This is a genomic window from Enterococcus sp. M-BR2 (assembly GCF_056612775.1).
In genome coordinates this window covers 1,136,166-1,150,388 of the sequence record NZ_CM152743.1, presented here as the reverse complement: position 1 = coordinate 1,150,388, position 14,223 = coordinate 1,136,166, and the positions used below count along the sequence as shown (strand labels likewise).

Genomic DNA, 14,223 nt, shown 5'->3' with positions numbered 1-14,223 from the left:
ACGATAGAGTTTAGGAGGTAAAACAGTGAGCAGAAAAGATAGACATCAATCTACAGAAAATAACGAAACACAAGAACCATGGGAACAACCAATCTATGATACAGATGATGAGGTTTCATCAAGAAGTTCTCAGAGACAACAAAAGAAAGGAAATACATTATTTCTTTCGCTATTTTTGATTTTACTAGTCTTATGTATCGCTATTCCAACAGGTGCTTATTTCTGGATCAGAAACGGATCAAGCAACAATGCAACAGCAGCATCTTCTTCTGAAACTTCGACATCAGTAGTAGAAAGTTCCACAAGTACAACAAAAGAGGAGTCAACTGAGAATTCAACAGTAGAATCTAGTACAATGGCGGAAGAATCTACTGTTTCTCAAGATACAGGGGTAACGTCAGAAAGCAGTATTGCAGCAGAGACAACACCTTCTTCCTCAAGTGACACAACTTATCAAGCAGGGGATTCAAGCAGCAATGCAGCAGAAACAACACCTTCTTCCTCAGCTGTAGCCGGTACGACAACGACTGTTCAAGCAGGCGAAGGTCCAAAACAAGTGGCTGAGCGTGCAGGAATCACCATTGACCAATTGTTTGAATTGAATGGCTTAGATCCAAACAACTTTATGCTTTACCCTGGTCAAGAACTAAGAATTAAATAATAATAGCCGCGCTTTGCGGCTTTTTTTTTGAGAAAAAGGAGTTATATCATGACACAAATCAGTATTGCAATCGACGGACCTGCTTCATCTGGAAAAAGCACCGTTGCCAAAATCTTAGCAAAAGAATTAAATTATATTTATACGGATACCGGTGCCATGTATCGCGCAGTAACTTATCTAGCTATTACGAATAATGTATCTTTTTCAGATGAGGAAGGACTAGTTTCACTGATCAAAAAGTATCCTATCTCTTTTTCACAACAAGAAGATGGGCAGCATGTATTCACAGCATCAAAAGACGTCACACTAGAAATCCGTCAGCCAGATGTCACAAAAGCTGTTTCAGAAGTCTCTGCTCATGGGAAAGTAAGAGAAGAACTAGTTGCTATCCAACGGAAAATAGGCGAACGCGGTGGCGTTGTGATGGACGGAAGAGACATTGGGACAGCTGTATTGCCGAATGCAGAAGTAAAAATCTTTTTAGTAGCAAGCGTAAGTGAGCGTGCAGAAAGACGATTCAAAGAGAACCAAGAAAAGGGGATCCCAACTGATCTTGAAACATTAACAAAAGAGATACAGGCAAGAGACCATTATGATTCAACAAGGGAAGTTTCTCCGCTGCAGCAAGCAGAGGACGCTGTTCGTATTGATACTACCGGCAAATCCATTCCAGAAGTCGTTGCAGCGATAAAAGCCGTCGTTTTGGAAAAGGGATATCTTCTTTTTTAAATGAAGAAAAAAACTGAAAAACAATTGTTTTTTCAAGGAAAACGAACGAAATCGCTTTATTTTTTTTGAATAATCAATTAAACTAAAAACAGTACCGTACTTACGGCAGAATGTTGGTTAGGAGGACAAGTGTTATGACAGAATTTGATCAAAATCAAGAGAACAACCAGTCAATGGAAGACGCAATGAAAAGCGTCCAAGAAGTAAAAGTTGGCGATGTTGTTAAGGGCGAAGTTTTGGTTATCGAAGACAAACAAGTAATTATCGGAATCGAAGGGGCCGGAATTGAAGGCGTCGTTCCGGCAAAAGAATTATCAACTTTACCAGTAGAAGATATCAACGAAGTAGTGAAAGTCGGCGATGTATTAGACTTAGTTGTTATCAGTACGATCGGCAAAGATAAAGAAAACGGCAGCTATCTTCTTTCAAAACGCCGTTTAGATGCTAAAAAAGTTTGGGAAGACATCGAAAGAGATTTCCAAGACGGTAAGGTAATTGAAGCACCTGTTACAAATGTTGTCAAAGGCGGTTTAGTCGTTGACGTCGGTGTGCGTGGTTTTGTCCCTGCATCAATGGTGGAAGATCATTTTGTTGCGGACTTTTCAGATTATAAAGGCAAAACATTGAGTTTTAAAATCATTGAAATCGAACCATCAGAAAATCGTTTGATCTTATCGCACAAAGCGGTAGTTGAAAATGAAAGAGAAGAAAAGAAAAAAGAAATCCTTTCAACGATTCATGAGGGCGATGTTCTTAGCGGACGTGTCGCACGTCTTACTGATTTCGGGGCATTTGTCGACCTAGGCGGAATTGACGGTCTAGTCCATGTCTCAGAGATTTCTCATAGTCATGTAGCAAAACCAAGTGATGTGTTAGCTGTTAATGATGAAGTAAACGTTAAAGTGTTGTCTATCAACCCTGAGCAAGAACGTGTTTCCTTGTCAATCAAAGATACACAGCCTGGACCTTGGTCAGAAATCGATACAAAAGCCCCAGTTGGAGCAGTATTGGACGGAACTGTTAAACGTCTGACAAGTTTCGGTGCCTTTGTTGAAGTATTCCCTGGAGTAGAAGGGCTAGTCCACATCTCACAAATCTCACATAAACATATCGCCACACCTCACGAAGTACTTCATGAAGGCGACGAAGTGAAAGTGAAAGTATTGGAGATCCATCCAGAAGAACATCGTATTGCATTGAGCATCAAAGCTTTAGAAGAAAAACCAGCTTCAGAAGAAGAACCAAAAAATGTGGAGTCTTATGAATTACCAGAAGAAAATACTGGATTCACTATGGGAGACATTTTAGGGGATGCGTTGAAAGAAGAAGTAGAAGAAAAAGCAACCGATGATTCTGAAAAATAATTGATTTTGTATCTGTGACTGAGATGAAAGCAGCTGCTTTTGTCTCAGTTTTTCTTTTGAAAAGCGGTTAGTATTTCATTAAGGAATAAAAATACTTCGTTTAATTGACAATCTATGCTTGAAAGTTGGCATTGCATTCGTTAAACTAAGTGAGATTGGAAACTTGTGAGGAGGAAATAATATGGCAAATCCAACAATTGCAATCGTTGGCCGCCCGAACGTCGGTAAGTCTACGATTTTTAACCGCATCGCTGGTGAGCGTATCTCGATTGTCGAAGATACTCCTGGAGTAACTCGTGATCGTATTTATGCAAAAGGCGAATGGTTAGGTCGAGAATTTAGCGTGATCGACACAGGCGGAATTGATCTTGGCGATGAACCTTTTATGGATCAGATCAAACATCAAGCAGAAATCGCGATTGAAGAAGCAGATGTGATCATCTGTGTCGTCAGCGGACGCGAAGGCGTGACAGACGCAGATGAGATGGTTGCGAAAATTTTATACAGAAGTAATAAACCAGTGATTTTAGCAGTCAATAAAGTAGATAATCCGGAAATGAGAAATGATATCTATGAATTTTATTCTTTAGGACTAGGCGATCCTTATCCTGTTTCAGGAAGCCACGGACTAGGAATTGGCGATATTTTAGATGAAGCAGTGAAGTATTTCTCTGAAGAGACTGAAGAAGAGGATGACGACACGATCAAGTTTAGTTTGATTGGTCGCCCAAATGTTGGTAAATCTTCTTTGATCAACGCGATTTTAGGAGAAGAACGGGTGATTGTTTCGGATATTGAAGGAACGACAAGGGATGCAATCGATACTCACTTTGTTTCTGAAAGTGGACAGAAATTCTTGATGATCGATACAGCCGGCATGCGTAAACGCGGAAAAGTATATGAAAATACTGAGAAATACAGCGTGATGCGTGCGATGCGTGCGATCGACCGTTCTGACATCGTTTTGATGGTACTGAACGCGGAAGAAGGGATTCGAGAACAAGACAAGCGAGTAGCGGGTTACGCTCATGAAGCTGGTCGTGGTGTCATTATCGTTGTGAATAAATGGGATCTTGTGAAGAAAGAAACCAATACGATGCGTGATTTCGAACAAGAGATCCGTGATGAATTCCGATATTTAGATTACGCACCGATCGTCTTTGTTTCTGCAGTGACTAAACAACGGTTGGAACGTCTTCCTGAAATGATCGAACAAGTAAGTATGAACCAGAATCTTCGTATCTCTTCTGCTGTTTTGAATGATATCATTATGGATGCTGTAGCCATCAATCCAACACCGACAGATAAAGGAAAACGGCTGAAGATCTTTTATGCTACACAAGTCGCTGTCAAACCGCCTACATTTGTTGTTTTTGTCAATGAAGAGGAATTGATGCACTTTTCTTATGAGCGTTTCTTAGAAAATCAAATCAGAAAAGCATTTACTTTTGAAGGGACATCCATTCGAATCATCCCTCGTAGAAGAAAATAGGCATTTTACCATATCAACGTTTTTTTTTCAAAAGAAAAAGATAGTTTTGTTTGTTACGTTTCTATGACTAAAAAAAGCATATGAAAATTGGTAAAAACCTTGCTATTAAGCGGTTCATATGATATCGTGATAACAGAATATTGAAGTTAATCAATATTTCTTTTTAAACTTCTGGACCACTCAGAAAGTTTTAACTAAATGATATTTCTATCATATCTCTTGTGGAGGAGGTGAATCTATCCATGGCAAACAAAGCAGAATTAATCGAAAAAGTTGCTTCAGCTACTGATTTAACTAAAAAAGATGCAACTGCAGCAGTAGATGCTGTATTTTCAACTATTCAAGATGCTTTAGCTAACGGCGAAAAAGTTCAATTAATCGGTTTTGGTAACTTTGAAGTTCGCGAACGCGCAGCTCGCAAAGGTCGCAACCCACAAACTGGTGAAGAAATCGAAATTCCAGCTAGCAAAGTACCTGCATTCAAACCAGGTAAAGCATTAAAAGACGCTGTTAAATAAGACAGTAAAAAAGCGCTTGTGGCTCTAAGGCTACAAGTGCTTTTCTTTTTATTTCCTAGCAGAAAAAGTCAATTAAGAGACAAAAATTTCGAATCCGTATGTCATACATAAAAAACACATGTATTTTATTTAATTTTTATTTATTTCCAAGTTAAGAGGTGGACTTTGCCCTTATCTTTTCTAGATTTTGCTTACTAATGGTAAAATAAAAATAAGAAGAGGAGGGATGCGCATGGAACTTGATTATCAAGTAGAAGAAGCATTGACAAAAGTGTTCTACGGAGAAACGCTTGTCAGTCAACTAAGAGCACTTTCGATCGATCAACCCATCTTGTTTTTAACAAATCAGCGTTATTATGATTTGTTTGCAGATAAGATCAACCCATTATTTGCAAATCAGGCAAATAATGACTGGTACATTTGTGCCAATACTCAATGCAATCATTTAACAGAATTGAAGAACTTGCTTGATTTCACCAAACGCTATCCCGAAAATCAATCCATGTTTGTTATCGGATTTGGAAATGAAGGGATCATGGATCTGGCAGGTTTTTTTCAAAAACATACAATCCTTGATTCATCACTTTGGCTGATTCCTGTCTCGATCCGTTCGCTGAGCCGAGCATTAACTCCACAGCGAACGATTTTGCAGCTACCGAATCGTGTCGTGCTACAAACCATCAACATGCCAGAACGCATCGTTTATGATCAAACGATCAGCGAGCGGCAAGTGGACGGAAAACAGATTGACTTTTTGACTTTTATCTGTTGCGGAATGATTTGTGATCACCGTTTTTTACAAAATTTGTATAAAAACTATCCAAATAAAAAGCAATTAACGACCCGGCCATTTGCCGGGATGATCGAAGAAATGATTTATTTTTATCAATTAGAGGCAGAAAATCTGTCGAATTATGGTAAACTATTTGAACAAGCTTTTTATCTGACTGAAAATGGACACTTGCTTTCTGCTAGTATGAAAAAATTCTTAGGGATGATGTTTCATTTCGTGTGGAATCTCCAAGCCTATCCGTTTGATTTCCAACTAAAAAATTTTTTTGTATGGCTAGACTTGCTTGGCTATCCTATCCAATGGTTGGAACAGATTTCAAAGATGGAGTATTTGGAAAAAGTCCTTTTCTTGGCAGAAAAAAGCAAAAAAATACTTGTTTTAGAAAAAATAGGTATAATAGACGGATACCAACGACCAAACGAAAAAGAATTGTTGAGAACAATGACGGTATTTCAACAAATCGTCAGCGAGATAAGAGGGAATTGAAATGAATACAAATAGCGAAAAAATGTTGCAAGCTTTATCAGATGAAGATCTGGCACAAGCACAACTCTTTTTAGAAAAAGCATTAAAGGAAGATCCAGCAGATATATTAGCTGAACTAGGGGAAGAATTGCTAGCTATTGGCTTTTTGATTGAGGCAAAACAGATTTTTGAACAATTGATCAACCAATATCCAGAAAATGACGGACTAAACATCCCGCTAGCAGAAATTGCAATCGAAGACAATGAGATTGACCTAGCTTTTGAATACTTGGAAAAAGTGGATAAGGAAAGTGATTACTATCCGCAAAGCTTATTGGCGATAGCTGATTTGTACCAAGTCATCGGGATTCCTGAAGTAAGTGAAGCAAAATTGAAAGAAGCGGCAGGGTTGCTACCGGATGAACCATTGATCCAGTTTGCACTAGCTGAATTGTATTTTTCAGTCGATCGTTTCAAAGAGGCAGCAGTAATTTATGAAACATTGTTGGCAAGTGGAATAAACGAGATGTCAGGAATCTCGATGCAAGAACGTTTAGGGCAATCCTTAAGCATGCAAGGTGAATTTGAAGCAGCTATCGCACCTTTAGAAGAAGCATTGAAAGAAGAAAAGACAGATGATCGACTGTTTCAGCTAGCTTTTACGAATCTCCAATTAAAAGAAAATCAGCAAGCAATCAACTATCTGGAAGAGCTTCGAGAAGTTAATCCACATTATCAATCATTATATCTATATCTAGGACAAGCTCTTCAAGAAGAAGAAATGGTTGAAGAAGCGCAAACAGTGTTAGAAGAAGGAATCAAAGAAAATCCTTACCAAGTTGAACTTTATCATCTAGCCTCTGAAAATGCTTTTCGTCTGCACGACAAACAGCGAGCAGAGGAACTCTTGCTGAAAGCTTTAGAAGTAGAAGATAAACAAGATGAAACATTACTTACTTTAAGCAATCTTTACTTGGATGATGAAAGATATGAAGATGTGATACAAGTGATCAATCAGATGGAAGAAACTGCTAATCCGTATGCGGAATGGAATCTAGCGCATGCTTATAATGAATTAGAAGACTTCACTGTTGCAGCTGTACACTATGAACAAGCTTATCATGAACTATCTCATGAACCAGATTTCTTGAAAGAATATGCCTTTTTCTTAAGAGAAGAAGGACAGCTAAAAAGAGCGCAAGAATTATTGACTCATTATTTAAAACTTGAACCAGGAGATATGGAGGCACTGTCATTATTAGATGATCTAACAGAGAGGTGAGAAAAATGCTAATTGATGTACGGGAAAAGAAGAATTTTTTAACGTGGATGGTCAATCATGTATCTTTTAGCCGAAGAGAAGTTTTTTGGATCTTGAATTATCTTGCCAATCATGAAGCGATTTTAAGTAATGTCCACTTTGTAGAAGGGGCAAATTTTGCGGATCGAGGTCTGCAAATCAGTGATCTATCTGTTGAAGGGGAACCAATGAAATTGTTTTTGCAGGGAAAAGAATTTACGGATACAGATCAGATTTTTCATGAGATCCGATTGAATTGGAAGAAACCCTTATATGTGGAATGTCTATTTGAGAATGCTTGGCAGACAAGAGAATATCTATCGATCTTAGAAGATAATCCATTTTCTTCTTGGGATGCTTCTGTTAGTGAAGAAGATACTGAATTGATCGAGCAATATTTTCAAGAAAAAGAAGAAGCAGCAAAACTAAATATGCTTTATGCTCAAATCGATCAAGCGCTAGAAGATGGAGATAGGGATGCTTTTTTGAAATTATCTGATGAAGTTAACCGAAAGATCCTTTTGCAGACACAAAAGAAAAGTAACCGGGTAAGTGAACATAACAATTAGTTAAAAACAGTATAGTACTAAAAAAGACAAAGGTCAGCTGGATGTGGAATCTTTCCTCATAGCCAATCTTTGTCTTTTTTCTTATAGTTTTTTCAGTAATCTTGTCTGTGGCTTCAAATAAGTAAAGCCTTGCCCTTCCACTTCATGCACATTGATGATTGAAAGGAAAGCTTTTTCGTCAATCTCGTGGACGATCCTCTTAGCTTCAGTTAATTCACTAGAGCTAACGACCATATAGATGATTTTTTTTGAATTACCAGAGAATGCGCCTTCTCCAGAAAGGAAAGTCACACCTCTTTGCAGACCGGTCATCAGTAGCGGTGCAATCTCTTCACTTTTGTTGGAGACGACAAGTAGACCTTTTGCAGAATATCCGCCATCTAAGATCGAATCAATCACACGACTGAAAACATACGAAACAATCAACGTATACATCATGCGTTTCAAGTCGATATAGGTTAAGGAAGCAAGCAAGACGATGATATCGAATGCCAATAGGGAACGTCCCATGGAGATGCCGTAATTTTGTTCTAAAATCCGAGCGATAATATCGCTTCCGCCTGTTGTTCCACCCATCCGATAGACGATCCCGCTTCCTACCCCTGCAACCAAACCCGCAAGTAGAGAAACGATCAGTAGATCATGCTGTAAATTAATTTCTAGCGGAACCCGTTGCCAGATCCATAAAAAGAATGACAAAGAGAGTGTACCTAGAACAGTATAGGCTAAAGAACGTTTTCCGAGGATCTTTCCCCCTAGTAAAATCAACGGGATATTAATTAATAAAGTCGTATAAGCTGGATCAATTCCGAATAAAGCTCTCAAGATCAAGGTGATCCCTGAGACGCCCCCTTCTGCTAAGTGATTAGCGATGTTCAAATAAACAAGTCCAAATGCGTAAATACTCGTTCCTATAATAATAAAAAGTACTTCTTTTACTGTTTTCCGTGTAGCCATATGAATCCCAGCTTTCAATTATGTATTTTCAAAGAATCTCCATTTAGAAATTCCTTCCTAAATGTAGCACGGAAATTCGTTTTTCTCAATTGCTCTTATCTAGGATTTGCGTTAAAGTTTTGGTAAGATAGTTTTGGAGGGAAAAAGATGGATGAAAAACGTTCTTTATACAGTATGCAGCAGGAAGTAGATGAATATATCCAACAATTCAAGGTCGGGTATTTCTCTCCATTAGCTCAACTGGCTCGATTAACGGAAGAAGTAGGTGAATTGGCCAGAGAAGTCAACCACGCTTATGGAGAAAAAAGCAAAAAAGCTTCGGAACCAGATAACTCGGTAGCAGAAGAACTTGGAGATGTTTTATTCGTTACGATGATCATGGCTAATTCGTTGAATATCGACTTAACTGATGTTTTTGAAAAAAATATGGAAAAATTCAATCAAAGAGACCATAACCGCTTTGAACGTAAGGACAAGTAAAAAAAATAAAGTGGTTTGTGCTTTGAAGCTACTAAAACGGACTTATCAATCAGGCATCATGCAACTGAGTACTTATCTCAGTACAAGAAACACGCAGGAAAGGTTGGAAAAATGAAATTAAAACAATTACCTCTGGAATACCAAAAGGCAATTCCAGTTCTGAAAAAATTAGAAAATGCAGGATATGAAGCTTATTTTGTAGGTGGAAGTGTTCGTGATATCTTGCTGAACCAGCCGATCCATGATGTGGATATCGCAACAAGCGCATTTCCAGAAGAAATCAAACAGCTTTTTCCAAAAACGATAGATATCGGGATTGAACACGGGACTGTATTGGTATTAGAAAACGATGAACAATATGAAATCACTACATTTCGGACGGAATCAACTTATCAAGACTACCGCAGACCAGATCATGTAGAATTCGTTCGTTCGTTGGAAGAAGACTTAAAACGAAGAGATTTTACAATCAATGCCTTTGCTTTGAAAGAAGACGGCGAAATCATCGATTTGTTCGATGGTCTGCAAGATTTAGAAGAACAAATCTTGCGAGCTGTAGGCAATCCTCATGAGCGGTTCCATGAAGATGCCTTGCGAATGATGCGTGGGTTGCGTTTTGTCAGTCAATTAGGATTCAAATTAGAGGAAGAAACCTTCTACGCCATCAAAGAAAACCACGAGCTATTAGGCAAAATATCTGTAGAACGTATAAATGTGGAATTTATCAAGATGCTTTTGGGAAATGAACGGTCTGCAGGAATCCATGCATTCATTAAAACAGAATGTTATATTTGCTGCCCTGGTTTGAGAGAAGAAGGTGAAGCACTTTTACGTTTTGCTGAATTACCTTCCGTTCCATTGAAAGAAGAGAGTCAAGCATGGACATTATTAATCAGTCAACTGGATCTAAAAGAAAATGAAATTCGCTCCTTTTTGAAATCGTGGAAGTGTTCCAATCAAATGATCAAGGATGTCCAAGCACTTGTTCAAGGACTGCGTCAACGAAAAACTGGAGTTTTAGAACCGTTCGAATTATACTTCTTAGGCAAAAAGCATGCATTGCAAGTAGAAGAATTAATGACTTATTTTGATGAAACACCACAGATGGATGTCGTAGAAGAATCCTATGATCGTTTACCTATCAAGTCATTAAGCGAATTAGCTGTAGATGGTAAAATCTTGCTGGAAGAAAGTGGAAAAAAACCTGGTAAGTGGGTTAGTGAAGCTTTGCAATCAGCTGAAAAAGCTGTCGTAGAACAAAGAATAGAAAATGATAAAAAACAGGTTTTGGATTTTTTATCGAAAGAAAAATTGATTTAAAAAACGCTAGACTGTATCTGCTCAGCTTGGCTAGCTACTTAAACTGGGCAGATACGTCATTAGAAGAAAAAACATAAAATGTGACCACTTACATAAATTTGTGCTAAACTGAGAAAGTACAAGAATAAATTACATCATAAAGGAGTCTTTTTAATGAGTAAAGAAATGACAGCGCTAAAATTTTATTTTAGAAATGGAGAAACATGGACGATTAACCGCCGTCACATCGGCGATCTTTGGATCAAACAAATCACAACAAGTTTTGGACGGATCAACGGCAGTGAATTTGTTGAAATCCATCCATGTGCTGGATTTAAAATCGAAATTTTCCATGAGGGGGACGCAGTTGCGACACATGATATCAACTTAGGTGGACTGGAAATGGGCATGTTTAATCGTGCATTGAAATACGAAGATATCGAACGAATGGAAATCCTTTACCGCAATGGAACACCTGATCTTGTATACTTCCCATATCTAGATAAAGGAACAGAAGGATTAGACAATCAATACCAATCTACAAAAATCAGCGAAAAAACAGGTAACTTGTACATCGTGATCAACCCAGACCAACGTGTAGAAGATGTATACGGAGAATTTTTCGAATAAATTGATCTTACGCAAAAATGAGGTTGTGAAAGAGACATTCAGCCTTGAGCGATGATGAGAACTCTAACAAAGAAATTGCGACGAGTAACCGCAGGAGCGATAAGAAGTGATTTTTGAAAAATAGCTTCTCATATTTTTACAAAATCGTGCCTTATGGCTAATAGGCTGTCTCTAGAACACCATTTATTCAGAATAAGGGACTGTGACAATATTTTTGTCACAGTCTTTTTTTTGTTGTGACAAAGGAACAAGGAGGATATGATAAAAAAACAAATATTATTTTTGTTAGAAACTTTTATCTTTCTTAAGTTTTACTTGATATCTGAGACTATTTGGAATAGAATGAGGCGTTGAAAAATTTATGGAAATTTCTAACTAGCAATAAACGATGAAACAATGAAATATTTTTCATTCAAAGAGAACTTTGCTATAATGATGGAAGTTTGTGTATAGGAGATCTAGAAAATGAGAGAAAGTTTTGAACAACAAAAAAAACTGTTGCATGATCGCTATGGCGCCCTTTCGATGGATGACCGCCGTCAAATACTTTGTAAGTTGCGTAAAAGAAATATATTGATGTATCGTCAGTTGGAACGTCTGAAACATGATCTGCTTCGTTTGGAGTCAAAACGTGTACAGTGTGAATTAGAGGGAAATCAAACACAAGTTGAAGTAGTTGAAACCAAAATTTTAAAGAAAAAAGAACAATTTTTAAAAATGCTTACACAAAATAAAAAGTAAAGGGGATGGACGATGGAATTTGCTGAGTTAGTTATTGTATTTGCAGTAACGATCACCTTATCGAACATAGCTAGCCGCATTTTGCCAATGATCCCAGCTCCACTGATCCAAATTTTCCTTGGAGTGGTATTAGGTCTGACAGAGTGGGGACAATCAGTTGATTTTGAACCTGAATTGTTCTTGGTTATGATCATTGCACCATTGTTATTTAGAGAAGGAGAAAAAGCAGATATTTCTTCGATTCTCAAAAATTTCGGGACTATTCTGTTCTTGGCATTTGGCGGAGTCATTTTGACCCTTGTCGGCGTAGGTGCGACGTTGTCATTCCTGTTGCCAAGTGTCCCTCTTGCTGCCTGCTTTGCTTTTGGAGCAGCGTTAGGTCCGACAGATGCGGTAGCAGTCAGTTCGCTTTCTGGACGGGTGAATATTCCTAAGAAAGCAATGCATATTTTAGAAGGAGAAGGCCTGTTGAATGACGCATCTGGCGTTACTGCCTTCCAGTTTGCTCTTGGTGCGCTAATCACCGGTTCTTTTTCCGCAGTAAACGCTGGGGTGAGTTTAGTGGTCTCCAGTATTGGTGGAGCTTTGATCGGTTTTTTGCTTGTCTGGTTCAAACAAAAAATAATCCATTTGATTGAAAAAGCATCGGCACAAGATGTCACAGGGTATCTGCTGATCGAACTTTTGCTTCCTTTTCTAGCCTATGTCTTGGCAGAGGCATTTGATGTATCTGGGATCATTGCTGCGGTGGCAGCAGGTATTCTCCAAGCTTCTGGTTTTAGGAGAATCACCGTGTTTGATGCAGAGTTGTCGAGTTTGTCCCACAGTACATGGACAACTATTGCTTTTACACTGAATGCATTAGTGTTTATATTCTTAGGAATCGAACTGACACAAGTATTCTCGCCGGTATGGGGAGACGGTTTATATCCAAATGGTCTTTTGTTAGCAATTATCGTATTGATCTCTATTATGCTTTTTGTGATTAGATTCATTTCCATCAGTCTTTTTTATGTATTCAAAGATGGCAGTAAAAAGTTCAAAAAACAGTTGAACGAGATCTTGATTTTGACATTTGGCGGTGTAAAGGGAACAGTCAGTTTGGCTACGATCTTTATTTTGCCCTTTTCAATCAATAATATGATGTTTTACCAGCGATCTTTACTTTTGTTTTTGACGGCCGGTGTTATCTTAGTGACTTTGGTCATAGGGATCATTGTCTTGCCTATGCTGACGGAAACAGAGGAAGCGAAAAGCACGGATTTGAATGCTTTGATGATCTTAGAAGAGGTCGTTGAAGTTTTGCGAAAAGAAATAAAGGAAATTGATCGTGATACAAAAGAATTTTTAGCCACTGAAGCAGTGATAGAAAATTACCAGGAACGGATACGTGATCTGTACTTGGAAGATTTAACCGATGATGAAAAGCAAGAAGTACAAGAAATACAAGCACTGATTTTGTCGATCGAACGCGACGGATTAGATGAAAGTTATCGTTCGGGTAAACTTTCTTCTAATGGTTATCGCTTTTATTCCCGTTTTCTTTCCCGGTTCGAACATTCGATCACCAGTCAATTTTTATCTTTTATCGGCTTTTGGTTCATTGTTGTCCGTAGGTTGATGCGAATCGTTCTCCACCCAAAAATGTTTTGGCAAAGAAGGTATGCGGATCGTCAGACATTTATTAGTGATGAAGATATCCAAGAAATCAGGGAGACATATCAAAAAAATACACAATTGATTATTGAAAGTTTAGATAACTTGACTGATATTTATGATGAAACGATGCTTCAATTTTTTATCCAGCAACGCAAACTTGAGGGAATAAAAATGAGCTCGGGGAATTTGATTTCTTCGTGGATGATCCAGCAAGATAACCTGTTTACGAAAAAAATGCTGAGAGGTTACTATCTTGAAAGAAAAATCATCGATGAATACGAAGTTGCTGAGAAAATCACGACGTTTTCTGCGAATAGCTACCGTAGGAATATCAATTTGTTAGAATCTTACACGATGAACAAACCGTCAGATAACTTTTCTTTCCGATTTGCGTTTCGAGCAAAGTCAAAAAAATCGAGCGCAACGAAATAAAAAAATAGATTTTCAAGAACGATAAAAACAAAACATGTCAGAACAGGATCAGATCGGTCCTGTTCTTTTTTTGGAACACAAAAAGAACAAATTCGAAAAAAATTTTCCTGAAGTTCACTATTTTTATGATACAA

General features: G+C 38.0%; 14 protein-coding genes. 13 read left to right on the top strand and 1 reads right to left on the bottom strand.

Translation table 11 applies throughout. The features are described 5' to 3' along the window. Positions 1–25: 25 nt before the first annotated feature. The 8 genes from AC1F25_RS05595 to AC1F25_RS05560 all read left to right on the top strand — a co-directional run bounded on the left by AC1F25_RS05595 (position 26) and on the right by AC1F25_RS05560 (position 7,891). Positions 26–661 carry an SAG1386/EF1546 family surface-associated protein gene (locus tag AC1F25_RS05595; protein WP_479994320.1) on the top strand — a complete coding sequence of 212 codons (636 nt, stop codon included), beginning with the start codon at positions 26–28 and terminating at the stop codon, positions 659–661. A gap of 48 nt (positions 662–709) precedes the next feature. Beyond that, complete coding sequence (cmk, locus tag AC1F25_RS05590; RefSeq protein WP_002309595.1) at positions 710–1,390, top strand: (d)CMP kinase; 681 nt, start codon at positions 710–712, stop codon at positions 1,388–1,390. 134 nt (positions 1,391–1,524) lie between these two features. Further along, on the top strand, positions 1,525–2,754 hold the full coding sequence (gene rpsA / locus AC1F25_RS05585) for a 30S ribosomal protein S1 (protein ID WP_479994319.1): 1,230 nt from the start codon (positions 1,525–1,527) through the stop codon (positions 2,752–2,754). 181 nt (positions 2,755–2,935) lie between these two features. Next, positions 2,936–4,246, top strand: a complete 1,311-nt coding sequence (gene der, locus AC1F25_RS05580; RefSeq protein ID WP_002290177.1) for a ribosome biogenesis GTPase Der — start codon at positions 2,936–2,938, stop codon at positions 4,244–4,246. Positions 4,247–4,488: 242 nt separating this feature from the next. Next, positions 4,489–4,764 (top strand): HU family DNA-binding protein, encoded by a 276-nt coding sequence (locus tag AC1F25_RS05575; RefSeq protein ID WP_002290178.1) that lies wholly within the window; start codon positions 4,489–4,491, stop codon positions 4,762–4,764. 232 nt (positions 4,765–4,996) lie between these two features. Further along, entirely contained in the window at positions 4,997–6,043 is a 1,047-nt protein-coding gene (locus AC1F25_RS05570) for a hypothetical protein (RefSeq protein WP_002309590.1), read from the top strand. A gap of 1 nt (position 6,044) precedes the next feature. Continuing rightward, positions 6,045–7,304 carry a tetratricopeptide repeat protein gene (locus AC1F25_RS05565; RefSeq protein ID WP_123835088.1) on the top strand — a complete coding sequence of 420 codons (1,260 nt, stop codon included), beginning with the start codon at positions 6,045–6,047 and terminating at the stop codon, positions 7,302–7,304. A gap of 5 nt (positions 7,305–7,309) precedes the next feature. Continuing rightward, positions 7,310–7,891 (top strand): ReoY family proteolytic degradation factor, encoded by a 582-nt coding sequence (locus tag AC1F25_RS05560; RefSeq protein WP_002344134.1) that lies wholly within the window; start codon positions 7,310–7,312, stop codon positions 7,889–7,891. 81 nt (positions 7,892–7,972) lie between these two features. On the opposite strand, the gene AC1F25_RS05555 is transcribed toward AC1F25_RS05560, so the two are convergent. Further along, positions 7,973–8,848 (bottom strand): YitT family protein, encoded by an 876-nt coding sequence (locus AC1F25_RS05555; RefSeq protein ID WP_002309586.1) that lies wholly within the window; start codon positions 8,846–8,848, stop codon positions 7,973–7,975. A gap of 147 nt (positions 8,849–8,995) precedes the next feature. Between AC1F25_RS05555 and AC1F25_RS05550 the strand changes: the two genes are divergently transcribed. The 5 genes from AC1F25_RS05550 to AC1F25_RS05530 all read left to right on the top strand — a co-directional run bounded on the left by AC1F25_RS05550 (position 8,996) and on the right by AC1F25_RS05530 (position 14,089). Beyond that, positions 8,996–9,328 carry a nucleotide pyrophosphohydrolase gene (locus tag AC1F25_RS05550; protein WP_002309584.1) on the top strand — a complete coding sequence of 111 codons (333 nt, stop codon included), beginning with the start codon at positions 8,996–8,998 and terminating at the stop codon, positions 9,326–9,328. Between the two features lie 111 nt (positions 9,329–9,439). After that, a complete protein-coding gene (locus tag AC1F25_RS05545) occupies positions 9,440–10,648 on the top strand; it encodes a CCA tRNA nucleotidyltransferase (RefSeq protein WP_002344136.1) in 1,209 nt (402 codons plus the stop codon). A 153-nt stretch (positions 10,649–10,801) separates the two neighbouring features. Then, positions 10,802–11,257: a hypothetical protein gene (locus AC1F25_RS05540; protein WP_002290187.1), complete on the top strand. Its 456-nt coding sequence runs from the start codon at positions 10,802–10,804 to the stop codon at positions 11,255–11,257. Between the two features lie 465 nt (positions 11,258–11,722). Then, on the top strand, positions 11,723–11,998 hold the full coding sequence (locus AC1F25_RS05535) for a hypothetical protein (protein ID WP_002290188.1): 276 nt from the start codon (positions 11,723–11,725) through the stop codon (positions 11,996–11,998). 12 nt (positions 11,999–12,010) lie between these two features. Continuing rightward, positions 12,011–14,089, top strand: a complete 2,079-nt coding sequence (locus tag AC1F25_RS05530; protein WP_002309582.1) for a cation:proton antiporter — start codon at positions 12,011–12,013, stop codon at positions 14,087–14,089. Positions 14,090–14,223 lie beyond the last annotated feature (134 nt).